Genomic DNA, 18,336 nt, shown 5'->3' on the forward strand with positions numbered 1-18,336 from the left:
GGAAAGCATTATGATACTGTTTATCAACCTAACTATAAATCTACTAAAAAATTGTCTTGACAAAGGGGTGCACTTTAGTACGACAAAATAAACAAAATACATCCTTTTATCTTTTTGTCAATTGTACTTTAAAAATTAGCAAGAAAATTAAATCATCTTTTCACCTCAAACTTCAACTTTTTTACATTGTATCACTATATATTGAAAAAATCAACAAAAGCTTGAATCAACTACTTTGCTGATTTATTTTTTCCATAACACTTCCACTCCGATAGATATATCTTTTACTATATCGTACCCTAATATAGTACTCCCATAAATAGCTGTACTTAACTGAATTTAAATTTTTAGAAGTCTAACTTTTCTTTATTGGAAAGCAATAACCTCTTCAACCATTTTGTACATGATCAACTTTTTTATTTCCTGAAATATATTGATTATTTTATCTTATGAAATTCTATTTGATAGAAGTCAAGTTATACGTATAGATTCTTAAAAAAGATAAAATAATAAAAAAGATTCTGTAAATGTTTAAAAAGCTATCTCACAATACATATATTTATGAGATATTTTCCCTTCACTCTTCTATTTTTTTCCTCATCTCGTCCTTTAATGCAGGTCTTCTATTGTTTTCTCTTATAATTCCATCATAGTAATCCTTAAACTCATCTTCTTTATCAAGGAAACTAAATATTTCTTTAATTATACTACAATAATATGCTGCCTTAGCATATCGTGATCTTTTGGCAGCATCTATATGAAAACTAACCATTTCTTTAAGTATTTTCGTAGCTTCATCTATATAAAAATCTTTTTTATTTATATCTCCATTTAGTACTAACATGTCTTCAATGCCCTCTGCATCATATTCATCGGTTTTTAATATAAAGTCATTTAAATTTTCATAACTTAATTTTTTATCATAAAATAAACGGTATAATAAAGATCTGCATGTGTATTTTAAATAATAATATTTATCATATCCACTTGATTTCTCTACAACCTTTAACAGCTCATCTACTTTCCCTTCATAGGATAGAATCTTTATAAATATCCATGCAGATCCATAACTTTTCATAACTCTTAGTCGTTTTTTAGAATCCCCCATAAAACTTTCTAAGTTATTGATCTTTTCCGCAAAATAATGGGCTTTTTTATAGTTTTTATAAGTAGTATCTTCATAGAATAAATTTTTTGCAGCACAGAATGCTCCCTGAAAATCATTTAATTTTTCAAGGGAAGTTATAAGCATATTTTGTAATTCAACTCTTATTGATTGAATTTTAATCTTATTTAATGCCTCTTCAGTTAACTCTATACTTTCTTTCCATCTTTCTAATTCAAAATATGCTTTTACAATGTCGTAATAAAAATTAACGTTATATTTGAAAAAACTTTTAGCAAGCTCTATTCTGTTATATCCTTTTTCATACCTTTCATAAAAGTTTTTAAGGAGCTCAAAAATTAACTGTTGTTTATTCCATTCATCATATAACTCTATTTTTTCTCTTATAATTTCTTCTAAAATAGAGATATCATTTATATGTGAAAGCATAGCTTTTTCGCATTTTTCTCCAAAATTCAACCATTCTTCAAAACACTTATCTATACTTTCTTTCTTGTCTTTTATACAATTTATGATACAGGTATAGTATTCATCAAATACATCTTCCCAATTGATATCTATGTAATATTCAGGGTTTTCTGTTCCTAGAATTTCTTCATCAAAAGAAGCTTTGTAGATGCAATTTAAAAGTAGTTCAAAGACTTCAAAAGCAACATCATAATTTTTGCTTCTAGAATATAGTAAAACTGTATTAAAGTATTCAGTAAACTTTTGTACCCACTCACTATCTTCAAAATTCACATCATCATAATTATCTAAATAATCATCATAATAAACTTCTATATAATATTTCCCTTCAAGACAGCTTTTATAAAAGTCTTTAACTTCTTCTAGAAATTCCAGCTCACCTTTTTTATTAGCTGATTCTATAGCCAATTTAGCGTCTATATTTTTAGAAATAAATTGTATTTTTTCAGTTTCATCAAGTCTATTTAAAAGATCAACAACTAGCCCTGCTAATTTTTCTTTATCAAATTTTAATAGTATTTCTATTTTTTCATCCATAAGTTTTACCTTTCATTTTCTTGATTGCTCTGTAAACATCACATTTAATCTCAATGAAATTATCAAAAAAATTTATCTATTAATTTCCAATCCATTATCACTACACCAATCTAATGCAATTTTATTAAATTCATCATCCTTAAACTTGTACCATTCCTTTTCTACATTAAATCTTATGACTGCATCCTTGAATCTCCTAAAAGCTCCCTTTCCATTTAATGCATTCAATAGTTTATTGGATATTTTATCATTATCTAAGGAATAACAAAATTGAACCATAATATCATACTCATTAATATCAAATTTTGATGGCAATGAGATATAGTTATCCCAATTTTCTTCCACGTCAATAGCAGCTTTAACATCATCCAGCTGCCATTCTAGCAGCCTCTCTACATCATCTTCATCATAATTCTCAGCCATTCTTCTTGTCTCGTCATCTATATAAATAATTTTACCTGTAATCTTATTATAATAACAGTTTCCCCCATCATCAGCTAATTCTATTGCTTGTAATACATCTTCCATTTTAACTTTTCCCATTTTTTACATCTCCTTAATCATTCCATACTGTAAATCATAAAATATATGGTTAGCCTTTTATGACCTCTTTTAAATGTTCATATCCATTTTATGTAAATAAATAGTCAATTACTCTATTTTGTTTCTTAACAATAGTCCTACAATGTCCAATTAGACAATTTGCTTCTTTCTTGCGCAAATACAATCTGCACTGCTTTTAGTTGATATCTTCCAAGCTTTTTTCAATATTCTCTAAAGCTTTCTTCAATATAGTTTTGGGGCATGCAAAGTTGATTCTTTGGAAATGTTCTCCTCCAGCGCCAAATATATAACCATCATCCATTACAACTTTAGCTTTCTTCCGCATCAATTGATGAAGCTCTATATCCGTCAAGTTAAAATCACTAAAATCAAGCCATGCCAAATAAGTTCCCTCCGGCCTAATCATCTTTACTCTTGGAATTCGTTCTTTTAGAAATTTATCAATAAAATCTAGATTATTTTGAAGATATATAATAAGTTGTTCAAGCCATTTCTCGCCTTTATTGTATGCTGCTATTTGAGCAACAGATGCAAAAGTTCCTGGAGCGATATTGATTGACGATAGTTTACGATTTAATTTTTCCTTAACTTTTCATTTGGTACTATAATGTTAGAAACCTGTAACCCTGCAAGATTAAATGTCTTTGAAGACGATGTACATACAATTGAGTTCATCTCAAATTCCTTAGAAATCTTACCAAATGGAATGTGACGATTGGGAAGGTATATTAAATCCGAATGAATTTCATCTGAAACTACCAATATATCATTCTTTAAACAAATCTCCCCTAATTGCTTCAGCTCTTCACTTGTCCATACACGCCCAACTGGATTATGTGGACTGCATAAAAACATTAGCTTAGTTTTACTATACTGAGCAATTGTTTCCAATCCCGAAAAATTCATTTCGTATTTTCCATCATTGAGCATCAACGGATTATTGACAATATGACAGCCATTATTAGTGATAACATTGGCAAATGGGTGATAGACAGGATTTTGAATTATCACTTTATCACCTGGACAGCAAAATGTTTCTACAATAAAATTGAGTGCCGGTATTATTCCCGGCGTAAAAAGCATCCATTCCTTTTCAATATTCCATCCATTCCTCTTTTTCTGCCAGTTAACTGCAGCCTCCATAAATTCAGCACTCTTATGACCATACCCAAAAATACCATGCCGCACCCTATCTGTTATCATTTCGACAATTGGCTCAGCTACTTTAAAATCCATGTCTGCAATCCACATTGGAATAATTTTTTCATCTCCAAATTTTTCTTTAAGAAATTTTTCAGACCATTTTATAGAATCTGTTTTTCTTCTATCAATGATTTCATCAAAGTTATATTTTATCATAATATTTCCCTTTCCCATAATTGTAAATTAACTTTACTATACAATATTATCGCTTAATTTTATACATTGAAATAGTTTTTTACAAATAAAATTGCTTCACTGTCCACATATTGATACTATTAAAATCCGCTATTTAAAACAACTTAACATTAAGATACCTGTTAAGAATGCTGCTGAGGTAAAAATTCCAACTACTAAATTCTGACATATGGTTATAATAAGAAAATAGATGTGTTTTTTCCAATTACTGATTTGCGCATACACTAATTATTTCGGAAAGAATTAAGCAGGCAGCATTTCATTTAAATGATCAGCGTTAGGCAGTTTTCGATAAATCAAAAGGAGAGATTAATAATGTTAGAAAAAGTAAAAGGAACCGATTTATTTTACCAATATTATTCACAATGGATTTCAGTATACAAAGATGGTGCTATAAGAAAAGTGACTATGGATAAATATCTTATGACTAAAAAGTGGCTTGAAAAACTTATTCCAAACCTTATAATTTGCGATTTAAACCGTATAACCTATCAGCAATTACTTAATGACTATGCTGCATGGCATGAGCGTCAAACGACGATGGATTTTCATCATCAATTAAAAGCTGCAATTTTGGATGCAGTGGATGAAGGTCTAATTGACAGGGATCCTACGCGAAAAGCAATAATCAAAGGGAAAACTCCAAAAGATAAAAAAATAAAATACCTGAATCAGTTTGAGCTGCATACTCTATTAAGCAATCTCGATTTAAAGCCTGAAGTAAGCTGGGATTGGTTCATACTATTAGTTGCAAAAACCGGGATGCGCTTTTCAGAAGCATTAGCGCTTACACCTAAAGATTTTGATTTTTCACATCAGATTCTTTCAATCAGTAAAACATGGGATTATAAAGGAAATGGCGGCTTTCTTCCAACAAAAAATCAATCCTCCGTACGCAAAGTAGAAATAGACTGGCAAATAGTAATTCAGTTTTCTGAGTTAATAAAGGGATTGCCGGAAGGCAGCCCTATATTTACAGAAAACAAAGTATATAATTCTACTGTTAATGACATATTAACAAGACACTGTAGGGATTCAAAGATTCCAGTAATTTCAATTCACGGATTACGCCACACCCATGCCTCTCTTTTGTTATTTGCCGGTGTATCAATTGCAAGTGTTGCCAGAAGGTTAGGGCATGCTAGTATGACAACAACCCAAAAAACCTATTTACACATTATTCAGGAACTTGAAAATAAAGATGTAGATTTGATTATGCGTTCATTGTCAGGATTAAGTTAACTGGAAATCATTATCAGAAATGACTTACGCTGATGAAGGGTGATAAGGGTATCAAAGATCTTAAAAAAGGCTCCGATTTGAGCTTGTTCAGCCTTATCTTTTGGTATTGTTAATTCTGTTTCAAAGAAATCTGAAGCAGCAATATTTAATAGGCCATGATTTCTTGCTCCCTCAGCTGCGTGTTTTGAAACCTCACGATGCCAGTATGTCGTATCATAGTATTTTGTCAAGAAATCACTATTCACATCAGTTGGCTTGAAAACGATGTAAAGCGTTGATAATACGCCCATATCATAACGATCAAGACGTTTAACTGCACCCCAAGGATAACCATTTGAATATGATTTGTTATAAGCAAATTCACCATTTTTCACTAGGTAATATCCACTTACATCACGACTCGCAACAGTCTTATTAAAGAACACGTTTTGGTCAACTAATCCATCTTGTGCAGAAATTGTTAGTGGTAATGTTGACTCTAAATCTTTGTTCTTTCGGGTAACACGCTCAACAACATCCCCCAACTTACGCTGTTCCCAAGCAAGCGTAGGAAAGTAAATGCATTAGCTCCAGATTAAAATTCGAATTATTAATTCTTTCCTATAATCATAAAAACTCAATAGTATTTATATTTTTTAAATCAATTTTTAATCATATCAACAGGAGCTTCTGGTTTCTTATATTTTGCAATATCAATTAAAAGACAGATATCATAATTGGGTATAATCATACTTGTAAATTCATTAGCCGTTTAACTGTCTCCATAAGCGCTGTTAGATTCATGGTATCATCATTTTCTCAGGCATAATAAGCACCTACTATAAAAGTAAGTACCTATTTATGATTTTCTATCCATGATATTATATCTTTCTGATTTAACTTCCCGGATGCTATATCCACACCTAAATCCACTAATTCTTTTTGGGTAAATTCTAATTTAATATTGTTATATTCAAGAAGCATAAGCATAACATATATTCCAGTTCTTTTATTACAATCCACAAATGCATGATTTTTTATTATATTAAAACAGATATTTGCGCATTTAGATTCAGCAGTTGGATATAAATCTTCCCCACCAAATGTAGCCCTGGAATTTTCTATTGATGATTTCAAAAGTTCTATATCCCTAATTCCTTTTGATCCTCCTGTAATACCTATCATCTTATCATGCAATTTTATTATATATTCCAAAGATATATATTTCATCTATCAGCCAGTTCCTTAAAAGCTTCTATATTTTCTTCAAGAATTTTATCCGCAATCCTATCAAGGGTCTGTTCTTCAGATACAGCTTCTTTAGTAAATTCTTCAAAGTCCAAAACTACATATTTGGGCTTGTTATTTTTCATAATAACTACCGATTTGTCCTCATCAACCATCTTGGCTATTTTAGAAAAATTCTGGTTAGCCTCTGACATTGAAACTATCTTTTTAGTATTTACCAGCATTGAAACCCCTCCTAACACTATAATATGTTTATATTATACCATAAGTAGGATAAAAATATCCTACTTATATAAAATTTTAAATCGCATCTAACTCACACTGTTCCCAGCACCGGCAAATCTAAATTTTTACGCCTAAGATCTTCAATTGTTCATTAATCCTTGTTTCAAGTTAAACTCATTTTCCCTGATTTCCTCAATTGATGCCACATGGGCATTATTTAACGTCATATTGTTATATAGAGCAAACTGCCCTAAAAATCTTTTTATATAATAAGTTTTACTTATAACTTCATTTTTAGCCTTCTACAAAGATTCTAATAACCCTATCTGTTACCTCTTTTATTTTTTCTTCATTCAAATGCCCAATCTTATACAAAACTATATTTCTGTCAGCCGTAAATATCTTATTAGGTCTGATATTACTATTTTTTATCAATGATCCCTCTTCAAAGTCACTATTCTTCAATTTTATTGAATATGAATCAAATACATTTTGACTTGTTATTTGGGAAAGAATTAAATCATATCCTTCTAAATCAGCTAATACTAAGGCCGGTCTCTTCTTCGATTGCGATAAATCTGAAAAGGGAAAAGGTACAACGACTACGTCACCCTTTATAAGTCTTTCCATGCTTTATCCTCCTCAGGTTTAAGCCAATCTTTTGCTAGATTCTCTTCACTTGCTAATGTTATATCATCTATCTTTAAATTACTTTTTCTATTTTTTTTAAATTCTATATAATCTATATAATCAGCTACTTCCTGCAATAAGTAAGGTGGTAATGTTTCAATTTTTTTTACTAAGACATCCTTATTAATCATATAAATCACCTTCCTGTATATTCTTTATTTTACTATTATTATACCATATTAACTAAAATATCATTGTTTAAATTCGTTGCTTTCATATTACAATGCCGCACCTTTCTTGGGAATATAGAAAAAATCCTGATATTCCCTTTCTATTCTTTAACAACTCTATTTTTCTGTCTATGCCGCCTGCATATCCCGTAAGGAACTTACCATCACTTACCAATGTTATTTTTCCAAGTGGTGAATTATATCTTTCAATATAATTTCACATTCTACATCTCGTTCATTTTCCCGTTTTTATTGCTCCGACGGGACAAAGTTTGAAATCCGTATTCTTTTCAGCTACCTTATCTGAAATTGCACCCACCTTACGCTGCTCCCAGCACCGGCAAATCTAAATTTTTACACCTAAAATTTTCAATTGTTCATTAATCTTTGTTTCAAGTTGTGCAATTTCCTTATTATCTTGTTCTAACTGATTATTCACTTCTTCCAAATCAATTGGAGCTTCTTCTTCAAAAGTATCAACATAACGTGGAATATTCAAGTTAAACTCATTTTCCCTGATTTCCTCAATTGATGCCACGTGAGCATATTTATCAACATCTTTACGTTCCTTAAATGTGTTGACAATTTTATCTATATTTTCATCATTTAAGTTATTTTGATTCTTCCCCTTTTCAAAATCACTGCTTGCATCAATGAATAATATGTCTTTGGTTTTACGATTCTTCTTAAATACTAAAATGATTGTAGGTATACTTGTCCCATAGAATAAGTTAGCCGGCAGACCAATAACCGTATCAAGATAATTTTTTTCAATGATAGTCTGACGGATTTTACCTTCTGCTGCACCACGAAACAGCACACCGTGAGGCAAAACAATAGCCATTGTGCCAGTGCTGTTTAAATGATATATACCGTGTAATACAAAAGCATAATCTGCTTTTGAAGCTGGTGCCAATTTCCCATAATCACTGAAACGCGGATCTTTTAATTTGGTTTTATCATTATCCCATTTCGCAGAATATGGCGGATTTGCAACCACTGCATCAAAACTGCGCGGGTGGTCAATCCCTTTTCCGTCCGGTCCATCCGGCCAATCGTTTTCCAGAGTATCAGCATTATTTAGTGTCATATTGTTATAAGACACATTGTGCATCATCAAGTTCATACGGGCCAAGTTATACGTTGTTGTATTCAACTCCTGACCAAAATACTTCATAGGAGTACCATCAGGCAATTCTTGTCCAACAGTAAGCAGTAGGGAACCTGAGCCCATCGTCGGGTCATATATATTGAAAAATTCATCTGATTTTTCTACACCGCTGGTGACTATTCTAGCCAAAATCTTACTTACTTGATGAGGCGTATAGAATTCCCCACCCTTTTTACCAGCACTTGCAGCAAATTTACCGATTAAATATTCATAGATTTCACCTAGAATGTCTTTTCCATCATCTCCCTTGTATTCAATTTCGTCCACTAACTTAACTACATTGTTAAGTGATTTTGCACGTTCATTTGTAGAACTTCCAAGACGTGTATCTCCCAGGTTAATATCGTTGAATATACCGCGGAAATCTTTTACCGCTTCTTTATTTAATTCCGCATTCTTATTAAAGTTATCAAAAATAGCCTGGTAGTCGCTGGGAATAACTTGTGAATCATTAATTTTATTAATCAAAGACTTCCATGTATCATTTGGCGCAATTGCATATCCCAAACTTGATGAAATATCCTGTAAATAGTCATCCAAATCTGCACCTGCCGCCTGTTTTAGATAAGCATCATTGATAGATTCTCCCTCCGCAGCGTCAATAACATTATTTTTCACTAAATACTGTTCTTGATGTTCCGAAAGATATCTATAAAACATAAACGCCAGGATATAGTTTTTGTACTCCGACGCATCCATTGTGCCGCGCAGTTCATTTGCCATGGCCCAAAGTTTACTGGTAATTGTTTGTAAATTATTGCTCATTGTTTTAATTCCTTTCTCTTTTCAAATTATTTCATATAAACATCTGTTGTAGTAATGCTTCCTTTTGTTCTTTCAAATGATTTAACTTACGTTGATGAAGGGTGATAAGATTATCCAAATCTCTGAATAAAGATCCTATTTTAAATTGTTCGTCTTTATCAAATGGAACTTTTATTTCAATTTCAGATAAATCATTTGAGTTAATAGCAGGATAACTTGTTCCTGTACTTCTATCCAAAACTGCTTTAACAAATCTTTCTTCTTGAAGTCTGCTAAGCAAAAAATAGCTATCAATATTAGGACGCATTTGAGCGTATCCAGTCGAGAAAACATAGTTATCGTAAGGTAAGTCGTACAAATAATTATTCTTTTGATATGGTCTTACTGTTTGATAAAATACATCACCACGTTTTGCTAAACGCTGTGCTCTTGACGGTGCATTTCCTTTTATTTCAGTCCTATGACTAATCAAATCTGTACCATTAACACTTTCCAAATCAACGTATTCGAATTCATCTGGTAAAGTAGATTTTGGATTAAATTCTGCTATATTTTTTAGTTTACGCTGTTCCCAAGGGTCAGTAAATCCCGGAAAACGAAGTTCTGGAAAATTCTCACCTTTTTTCGGGAACATTTTTTGTAACAAACCTTTCTTCTCATCCTTCAGGTGATTTAACTTACGCTGATGAAGGGTGATAAGGTGGTCAATATCTTGGAAAAAGTCACCTATTTGTTTCTGTTCCTTATAATCAGGTATCAAAACATCTACATTATTAATAGCAGTTTTGGATAAACTTGGCACACCTGTTGATTCATCTTTTTGTTTCCACTTTATATTTTGAAAAATATCATAAACAAAATTTAAATTATTATTATTCTCAGGAACCGCATAAAATAAGGTATCCACAGTCCAAAAAGGTGCTCTCAATATGTATGGTTTATCAATTGTACCTTTTCTCCCAATACCTATCGCATCTTCTTTATATGATAAAGCTTCATTCACACTTAGCATATATCCACCAGTTCCATAGACTGGAATTTTACCCTCTGAAAGGTGCTTATAGTCTCTCCCGCTTTTAACATCAACTATATTTTTTAGCTTACGCTGTTCCCAAGGGTTGGTGAATCCTGGAAATCTTATTTTAGGTACATTTGCTTTATTTTTATCCATTTTATCTCCTATCTTAACTGTCAATTGATAATTAGCAATTTAATAATTAATTTTAAAGTTTTATTAGATATAAATTAGCTTTCAGCATGCTCATCAGCCAATTCATAAATGGCTTTACGCAAACCATTACGATACTTGATTTTAGACAAAGATTGTATCTTTTCATCATGTGCCAACGTCTTATAATCCCTGCTTGCTTTGGCAATTATATCCCGGATTTGACCAGCATCATCTAAATCCTGCATGCCATAACGATGATGACTAAATAGTTCACGCATCTGGGCACTTGTGATAATATCTGTAATTCCCCACTTCACCCGAAAATCCAGGAACATTCTATCAAGGCTGACATTGTTGGCCGCCTGAATAATTTGTTCACTATCTCTCAATTTTACTGGATATTTAAGATTATAACCTTCGGTTGGAAAATGCTTTTTGATAATAGCAATTGCTGCATTCATAACCTTCGCAGCGTAATTTCTGTCTTCCAAGCCAGTGGCAAATTGATCAATTTTTTCTTTCGTAGCTTGTGCTTCCTGACTCCTGCCCTCATGCACCTGGTTTAATAATTGTTCCACCAATTCAGTTAAATAATCATAATCTATTTTCACATCCTTGACATGGGTCATTTTCAACTCAATTTGATAAAAAGGAATTTTCTTTTTCTTCGACATAAACTGTTTAAGCTCATTGGTTAAAGTTGTGGTAAGCATGGTTTCTTGAGCACCTGTCATGCCTAATTTTTCAACTAATTCATCAGGATTGTCGTAGTTGAAACCTACTGTATTTCCATCAACTTCTTCAGGGGTATATTGTTTTAATTTAGCCATGCCAGCATTATAATCACGCAGCAAATCAAACATATATTCTTTTTGTTTCTCAGAATATGGTAATTGCTGGAATTCATTAGTTAAGCTGTCTAATTTCTCAACAAACTTTTTAACTTCATTAAATTCATCTTCAAAAGGTTTAGCGATAATACCATCTCTTTGATTGGATTTACGCTGCTCATTTTCTGATAAAATTGCTGAATCTTTATTGGCATAAATTGCCAGAGCTTCATTCATCAGCTTCTCATTTTGAGCAGGCCAGCGATAGTTCACAATACGCCCCCAGGGTTTTTCCTGCATGTCAGCAATACGATTTGTCCTTGAATAGGCTTGAATAAGTCCGGCTCCTTTAAGTGTTCTATCTACATAAAGTGTATTAAGTTCCGGTGCATCAAATCCAGTCAAAAGCTGATCTACCACAATCACAATATCCAGGAAGTTCTTGTCCGTAGCAGTTTTATTCAAACGACTAGTAACATCCTGTGTATATCCAGCTACATCATCCATGCAAAAGCTTGTACCAAATTCTTTGTTATAGGCCTTTATAGCATCATATAAACCTTGATTGGTGGCAAGCATGCTATCATTATTGGATGAGTTCTGGCTGAATGTAACTGCTACTTTTAATGTCTGACCACCATTTTTCCTATTCTCATCATTTACTCGCTGAAATTCACTAAAATACATCATTGCCATTGGAGTACTGGCTTTCCCGCCGCCAACATGAGTGGTAAAGAGGGCATTATATTTACCTTCATTTGAACGATTTCTCCAGTTCTTGAAAATATCTTCAACTACTAACTTGATATGATCCGGATTTTCATCATAAAAGCTTGGTTCAACTGCGTCATCCATATCTTCCTGACTTAGATTATTGATCTTATCTTTAATTTTTTGTTCAGTCCACTTCGGATAGCGTTCCCGGTAGAAATTTGGCAGATATTTGGTTTTCATTTGCTCTTCATCAATGGTTGTTTCAAAATCCACTTTAAAACCTAAAACATTTCTGTCTGCAATTGCTTCACGAATAGTATAGGCATGTAGCAGTGGTCCAAAAATGTCTTCAGTTCGCAAACCGCTGGTAGTTTCATCAAACATGGGTGTTCCTGTATAACCAACCCAGGCGGATTTTCTAAAAGCCTTTTGTATCTTTGCAAAACTTTCGCCGCCAGTTGAACGGTGTGCCTCATCCACGATAAATACAACATTTTTATCAGGTGCTTTAAAAGATTTACGTTTCACTAAAGTATCAAGCTTTTGAACAGAAGTAACAATGATACTATTATCTTTGCTCTTTAATTTACGGCTTAAATCAGTAGTATTATTGGTATCTTGAACACTTCCAATCATATCTTCACCAGCATCCGGGTCATAGGCCCTGTAATTTTCATTTGTCTGTTTCGTTAAAGCAATTCTATCCACTACGAAGACAACTTTGTCAACTTTGGGCATGCGGCTTGCAAGCCATGCTGTTTTAAAACTGGTTATGGTTTTGCCGGAACCAGTGGTATGCCAAACATAACCTACTTTATTTGTACCCAGTTCAAAATCAACTTTCTTTAATTTTTCAATTACATTCTGAGTGGCATATACTTGATATGGACGCATTACTTTTAACATTTGTTTGTTTTTTGTGCCATCCAAAATCATATAATTAGTAGCCATCTGATGTGCCATTGGAATACTTAACATTGAATCCGCAAACTCTTTCCAATTGCGAACAATAGTATTATCACTTTTACGCTGCCAGTTAAAAGCAAAATCCTTATTGAACTTATCCGGCATGGTATTTGCCATATACTTCACGTTATTTGGCGTAATTGCCACTAATATTTGCAAGGTGGAAAAAATATCACCATATTGATTTTCTTCGGAATATTGATGCATTTGATTCAGCGCTTCATTGACATCATGTGCATCACGTTTTTCTTCAATTTGTATGATAGGCAAACCATTAATAAGAAGTGTAGTATCAAAACGACGATTTTGTTTCCCGGCGATAACTGCAGGGCGTTCAATTTGATTAACTACCTGGTACACTGTATCTCCAGCACCAATTTGCTTTTGATCGAAAACCGTTAAAAACACGTGACGGCCGTCATCTAAATCAATTTCGATCTGCGATACACCATTAAGTCCATATAAAAATTGTCCAGCTTCATATGGTGTTTGAATATCAGATATAATCTTTTTAACTTGATTAAATTCCACAGTACTTAGTGGATGATCAAGTGTATTTTGATTGTGCCTCTCAAGAATTTCTTTGAAATTATCCCAAAGCTTTTCTGTAGTTTTAATTTTTGGTTCATACTTCCACAACTTTGTTTTCACACAGTAATCGGCAGATTTTTCACTAACCTTAAAGCCGCTGATTCCTTCCAGATGTTCAGGTTTAGTTATGGTTCCGCTGGTAATATATTGTATTAATTCAGTTTCAAATTGCTCTTCATTCATTTCTCACCTGCCTCCTCTAACCTGGATAATATGATTTTTGTTTCAAGTTCTGCTGCCCTATTTTTAAGGGCCTGCAGCCTTAACTGATTAAAATAGACTTGTCCTATAATTTTTTGCTTATCTATGGAAGGTATTTTCGGTATTTCAAGTTCTTTAAGCTGCTTGAGAGTATATTTTAAAACTTGTGAACCCTGCAGTCCCAACACAAACTGTTTCTTGATTGTTTTGTTTTCATTAATAAGATAAACCAAAAACTTCGGATCAATGTTATTGTCAGGTAATAACTTAACGTAGTTTTGCGTATAAAGATATCCCTCGTGCTCTTTTCTTACCATGGCTGCAATTCCCGTGATTAAACTAAACACCACATCACCATCGCATAAGGTATTTACTTTGTCATTGGTTCTAACTTGTTTATTATCCACATGGCTTGAAACAATACCCACCAGATCATCCGTTAAATCTGTTTGACTATAATAGGTAAAAAGCGGTGTTTTCTCATCAAACATTTCAATAATCCTAAACTGAGGAGATCCACTTACTAATTCAACCAATTCACTCAATTTTTTCATAAAATATTGTGCCTTTCTAAAATTAACTTTATTTACTATGACGTAATCATATCATAAAAGAATTTTTATTACAACTATAAAAATGTAATTTTTAAAAATTACATTTTTAGGTTTTAATTATTTTTTCAATAATTACTTTCGCATTAAATTAATTCATCTCATAAGCTTTATCAATATATTCCTTAGCCTTCTCAAAATCCTTAGCATTTTTTATTGTAACTTCCAAATCTCCAGTTGCCCAATGTCCAACTTTACTCACATCTCTTGTAAAACCATTTTCAAGCACAATATCTTCCGGACTTAACCTTAAATATAACATTATGCTTTTCGTCCTAACCTCTACACATACAATATTTTTTATTTTCTTAAATGCACTATATAATTTCAATTTATTTTCTGTAACATCATCACCTAATGCCAAGATATAGTCTCTAATAGAATAATACAATTCTATTAATTTTGAACTCGTCGTTTCCAATTGTTCATCAAAGGTTTCATCTGTGCTCTGCTTAACTACTTTTTCTGTATTTGTGTCCTTAAATGCTGTAGCTACATTAGAATTTATGAGGTCAAACATCAAAAGTTCCTCTCCAAATTTTTTATATCGTATTAAGTCTATATTCCTATTTATTTGTTTTACAGCATATTCATCATATTTGGTAAAATCTCCTGCTATGCAAAGTCACAGTAAAAATTTATATGGCGCAGATTTTCCCTCAATATGAATACTCTTCCTTTTTTATTATGGGCGGAAACTGTCCCTTGTATTTTAAAAATGCATTTTTGATACTTATTACAATAATTTTAATGTGAAATTAAATGCCTGACAGGCTTTTTAGTATTTCTCTGGTTCTCGTAACTTTACCCTGTCCATATATTATGCTGCTTTTCATACTTTCATTATATTTCCCGGCTTTTTTCTGCCCTTTTATAAGCGCTTTCACTTCGGCATTTATGGTTTTCCTGGATTCTTTCAATTGTTCTTTGATAATTTCATTGATATCTATGAAGTCTATAACTCTCCCATTCCTCAATATAGTCCTTAACTTCCCTTTTAATTCGTCAGAATGTTTCAGACATAGAATTTTACTCATATGGTTTGCCCCGTCTATAGACCAGGCTGTCCCGTTGCCTTTCATTCTTGAAGCTACTACATTCCTTATAGTACTCTCCATAGTACCCAGACCTCCATATTCTATACCTTCAGGCGGCGGTATAGTGATATCATCTCTGTCCTGGTATCTTGCAAGTGCATTAAAATTGTTCTTATAGTAACTGTACAACTCTTTCAGTTCATCATTTGCTTTTTTATCTGTCTCTAAATTTATAAGTTCCTTAATTTTTTCCAATGCTTCATCATACTTTTTTTCTTTTAAGAGCTTTTTTACCGTCTTTCTGGATTCTTCGTCCTTAATCTTACGATTTGCCTTCTGGAATATATGAAATAGATCCAGCTGGTATATTTTCTGGGTGTCATTTTCTGTTTCAGCGCTAATCCATGGGGCTCCATCACCATTTAGAATAGTATACTGAATTTTATCCTGGTTGTATACTTCTGAAATATGGCTGTTTATCAGGTTATCAAAGTTACTGCCTTTTTCATACCCTGAAAAATACCTGGTCCCAACAGTCCTGTATCCATCATTCTTTTTAATCCACCCTTCGTATATTTTACCCACCTTGAGTTCCTGTTTATTCTTTTTACCCTGTATTTTTAAGTAAACCCCATCCTTTTCTTCAAAGAGCACATTCACTTCTCTTTTACCTCTAAGTTCTCCTTTAAGGTATTTTGTAACCCTGTTATTTTCAATCTTTTCTATAGCACTGCCAAAGTAGTCTGCTTTATTTTTTATAGTCTGGTGGCTTACTTTTGTTAATGTGGATTTTTCTATTTTAGCTGCACTTTTCCTGTAAGAGCTGTCAACCGCGGTATCTATCATTTTCTCAATTAAATTTTCACTTGTTCTGCCCACCAAATTTAAATTCAGTGCATCATCCATGAGAAAGACTCCCCGGTTATTGTATTTATCTATATAGTATCTCCTGCTGAAGGTCAAATCGCCCATTATTGTCTGAATAGTTTTTTCTGTTTTGAACTTATACCTGTATCTTTTGGTATTCCTGCTTTCAAGTATCAAGTTGTCTACATTTTCCAGCATGAGCTTAATCCTTGATAGACCTGCTTCACATACAATACCATAAACTTCCTCTTCTATATTGTTGAAATTCAATTCTAATTCATCTAAAATTATATTGTTCATGCTAAAGCTCCTTTCTATTTTTTTATGGCAATTTAATTATAAAAAGTCTTTAGTATGAATAAAAGGCCTTTCAGCCAGGTAATTGCTGAAGGCCTTTCCTTATTTTCTGCCTAAAAATATTTTACTTACTCGTAACGATATATTAGGGTATGTTTTAATTTAATGCTGAAACTTGATATAATTATATTATATTTGATGGAAGGAGTTCATGACTATGGCAAATTCAAATACTATGATAGAAGAGATAAAAAAATTACCATTACATAAACAAGATCATATATATTCTTTTTTAGAAGAAGTACTTGTGTTAGGCTCACAAATAAAACAAATTACATAAGAAGTTAAAGAATTTAGATTTTGCAAAGATAAATTCTTCCCTCATTGTGGTGCTGAAACTGTTTCAAGGAATGGGAAAATGGCATATCAAGAAATAGAAAGGCTCTATAATGACTGTATAGGGGATAATTCTATACTTTGTACCGAATATACATTACCAATAAAAATGGCCATAGGAGGGAAAATATGAATAAAAAATTTTTTTCAACAATTATCATAGTATCTTTGCTTATGACGGCTTGTGGAAGAACCAATTCAACTAATCCTCCGCAACAAAATAACCAGTCGACACCTAATACCACTACTCAAAATAGCACAAATACAACAACTTCAAAGTCAGAGTCTGATACTAATAACATAAAAAATATAAAAGGTTTTGCCGCTATTGAAAATCAGTCTTTTACGGTTGATTTAAATTCATGGGGTAATGTCAAATTTGTATCCGGGAAAATTACAGGTGGCAATCACATACCGGCAGTATTTTATTTAACCAATGAAAATGGAGATATTCTTTATAGCTTTGAAGATACACCTTTCCCGTATAATGTAGATGTTAAAGCAGTTTCATTTCAAGATGTAAATAAAGATGAATTAAAAGATATAATCATCATTGTTATTGACAACGCCAACTCTGGGAAACCAATATCCGCTGTTTGGTTGCAAAATGCTGATAAAAAGTTTATTTGTGACACGAAACTATCTCAAGAGATGAATGAGTCTGGAAAAAACAAAGATATAAAAACTGTAACGGACTATCTTTCTAAAAAATTCTAAATGCCTTAAAGGCACATTTAGGGAAATCAGAATGACTTCCCTAAAAATTTTGTAAGTGAGTCAGAACGAAATCAGCAAGTAGAAAATAGCCTGGATAGAGTTCATAATTCAAATAAGAAAAGTTCGTCAGATTTAACTAATGAAACAAAACAAAATGATAATATTCAAAAAGATAATACGATAAATACAATAGCAAAAATAAAGGAAAGAAGAAAAGAGTTATTACGGAAAATCTTATGATATATATGATACCTTATATGAGAAAGAAAGAAGTGTAAATATGGGTATGGGAAGATGAATATAGATTAGTCTCATTTATGACATAAGATAAATATAATAAATAAATGATAATAAC

Annotated in this window: 18 protein-coding genes and 1 pseudogene; 3 read left to right on the forward strand and 16 right to left on the reverse strand. The window is 32.3% G+C overall.

Features of this window, described 5'->3' with window-relative positions; genetic code table 11:
• Nucleotides 1-577: 577 nt before the first annotated feature.
• From J5G60_RS08110 to J5G60_RS08120, 4 genes are all read right to left on the reverse strand, one after another.
• The gene (locus J5G60_RS08110; RefSeq protein WP_150358259.1) at nucleotides 578-2,131 is read right to left on the reverse strand and encodes a hypothetical protein; all 1,554 of its coding nucleotides are present in this window, start codon (nucleotides 2,129-2,131) and stop codon (nucleotides 578-580) included.
• 72 nt (nucleotides 2,132-2,203) lie between these two features.
• On the reverse strand, nucleotides 2,204-2,674 hold the full coding sequence (locus tag J5G60_RS08115) for a UPF0158 family protein (RefSeq protein ID WP_106008603.1): 471 nt from the start codon (nucleotides 2,672-2,674) through the stop codon (nucleotides 2,204-2,206).
• Between the two features lie 196 nt (nucleotides 2,675-2,870).
• Entirely contained in the window at nucleotides 2,871-3,251 is a 381-nt protein-coding gene (locus tag J5G60_RS19120) for an aminotransferase class I/II-fold pyridoxal phosphate-dependent enzyme (protein WP_328707008.1), read from the reverse strand.
• Between the two features lie 17 nt (nucleotides 3,252-3,268).
• Nucleotides 3,269-4,054 carry a MalY/PatB family protein gene (locus tag J5G60_RS08120; RefSeq protein ID WP_328707007.1) on the reverse strand — a complete coding sequence of 262 codons (786 nt, stop codon included), beginning with the start codon at nucleotides 4,052-4,054 and terminating at the stop codon, nucleotides 3,269-3,271.
• A 354-nt stretch (nucleotides 4,055-4,408) separates the two neighbouring features.
• Here J5G60_RS08120 and J5G60_RS08125 point away from each other — a divergent pair, with 354 nt between their 5' ends.
• Nucleotides 4,409-5,335 (forward strand): site-specific integrase, encoded by a 927-nt coding sequence (locus J5G60_RS08125; RefSeq protein WP_150358258.1) that lies wholly within the window; start codon nucleotides 4,409-4,411, stop codon nucleotides 5,333-5,335.
• Here the strand turns inward: J5G60_RS08125 and J5G60_RS08130 are convergent.
• The 12 genes from J5G60_RS08130 to J5G60_RS08185 form a co-directional block, all read right to left on the reverse strand.
• Nucleotides 5,332-5,859 carry a restriction endonuclease subunit S gene (locus tag J5G60_RS08130; protein ID WP_150358257.1) on the reverse strand — a complete coding sequence of 176 codons (528 nt, stop codon included), beginning with the start codon at nucleotides 5,857-5,859 and terminating at the stop codon, nucleotides 5,332-5,334. The genes J5G60_RS08125 and J5G60_RS08130 overlap by 4 nt on opposite strands.
• 310 nt (nucleotides 5,860-6,169) lie before the next feature.
• Nucleotides 6,170-6,544 carry a type II toxin-antitoxin system death-on-curing family toxin gene (locus tag J5G60_RS08135; protein WP_150358256.1) on the reverse strand — a complete coding sequence of 125 codons (375 nt, stop codon included), beginning with the start codon at nucleotides 6,542-6,544 and terminating at the stop codon, nucleotides 6,170-6,172.
• Nucleotides 6,541-6,786, reverse strand: coding sequence for a type II toxin-antitoxin system prevent-host-death family antitoxin (locus tag J5G60_RS08140; RefSeq protein WP_106011075.1), 246 nt, complete (start codon nucleotides 6,784-6,786; stop codon nucleotides 6,541-6,543). Before J5G60_RS08140 ends, J5G60_RS08135 begins: the two co-directional genes overlap by 4 nt.
• A 295-nt stretch (nucleotides 6,787-7,081) precedes the next feature.
• A complete protein-coding gene (locus tag J5G60_RS08145) occupies nucleotides 7,082-7,417 on the reverse strand; it encodes a type II toxin-antitoxin system PemK/MazF family toxin (RefSeq protein ID WP_150358255.1) in 336 nt (111 codons plus the stop codon).
• Complete coding sequence (locus J5G60_RS08150) at nucleotides 7,402-7,608, reverse strand: DUF2281 domain-containing protein (protein ID WP_150358254.1); 207 nt, start codon at nucleotides 7,606-7,608, stop codon at nucleotides 7,402-7,404. The genes J5G60_RS08145 and J5G60_RS08150 overlap by 16 nt, the downstream gene beginning before the upstream one ends.
• An 82-nt stretch (nucleotides 7,609-7,690) precedes the next feature.
• Complete coding sequence (locus J5G60_RS08155) at nucleotides 7,691-7,822, reverse strand: MGMT family protein (RefSeq protein WP_150358253.1); 132 nt, start codon at nucleotides 7,820-7,822, stop codon at nucleotides 7,691-7,693.
• Between the two features lie 171 nt (nucleotides 7,823-7,993).
• On the reverse strand, nucleotides 7,994-9,583 hold the full coding sequence (locus J5G60_RS08160; RefSeq protein ID WP_150358252.1) for a type I restriction-modification system subunit M: 1,590 nt from the start codon (nucleotides 9,581-9,583) through the stop codon (nucleotides 7,994-7,996).
• Between the two features lie 31 nt (nucleotides 9,584-9,614).
• Nucleotides 9,615-10,754, reverse strand: a complete 1,140-nt coding sequence (locus J5G60_RS08165; protein ID WP_150358251.1) for a restriction endonuclease subunit S — start codon at nucleotides 10,752-10,754, stop codon at nucleotides 9,615-9,617.
• Nucleotides 10,755-10,828: 74 nt separating this feature from the next.
• A complete protein-coding gene (locus tag J5G60_RS08170) occupies nucleotides 10,829-14,038 on the reverse strand; it encodes a type I restriction endonuclease subunit R, EcoR124 family (protein ID WP_150358250.1) in 3,210 nt (1,069 codons plus the stop codon).
• The gene (locus J5G60_RS08175; RefSeq protein WP_150358249.1) at nucleotides 14,035-14,610 is read right to left on the reverse strand and encodes a restriction endonuclease subunit S; all 576 of its coding nucleotides are present in this window, start codon (nucleotides 14,608-14,610) and stop codon (nucleotides 14,035-14,037) included. The genes J5G60_RS08170 and J5G60_RS08175 overlap by 4 nt, the downstream gene beginning before the upstream one ends.
• A 148-nt stretch (nucleotides 14,611-14,758) precedes the next feature.
• Entirely contained in the window at nucleotides 14,759-15,187 is a 429-nt protein-coding gene (locus J5G60_RS08180) for a DUF5655 domain-containing protein (protein ID WP_190972243.1), read from the reverse strand.
• 238 nt (nucleotides 15,188-15,425) lie between these two features.
• Nucleotides 15,426-16,871, reverse strand: a complete 1,446-nt coding sequence (locus tag J5G60_RS08185; RefSeq protein ID WP_207876524.1) for an ISLre2 family transposase — start codon at nucleotides 16,869-16,871, stop codon at nucleotides 15,426-15,428.
• A 214-nt stretch (nucleotides 16,872-17,085) separates the two neighbouring features.
• Here J5G60_RS08185 and J5G60_RS19190 point away from each other — a divergent pair.
• Nucleotides 17,086-17,286, forward strand: a pseudogene (locus J5G60_RS19190) (IS1595 family transposase); the annotation flags it as partial.
• 107 nt (nucleotides 17,287-17,393) lie between these two features.
• Entirely contained in the window at nucleotides 17,394-17,981 is a 588-nt protein-coding gene (locus J5G60_RS08190) for a hypothetical protein (RefSeq protein ID WP_150359067.1), read from the forward strand.
• The last annotated feature ends 355 nt before the right edge of the window (nucleotides 17,982-18,336 follow it).

This window comes from Clostridium sp. HV4-5-A1G, from assembly GCF_900184915.1.
GTDB lineage: Bacteria > Bacillota > Clostridia > Clostridiales > Clostridiaceae > Clostridium_B > Clostridium_B aromativorans.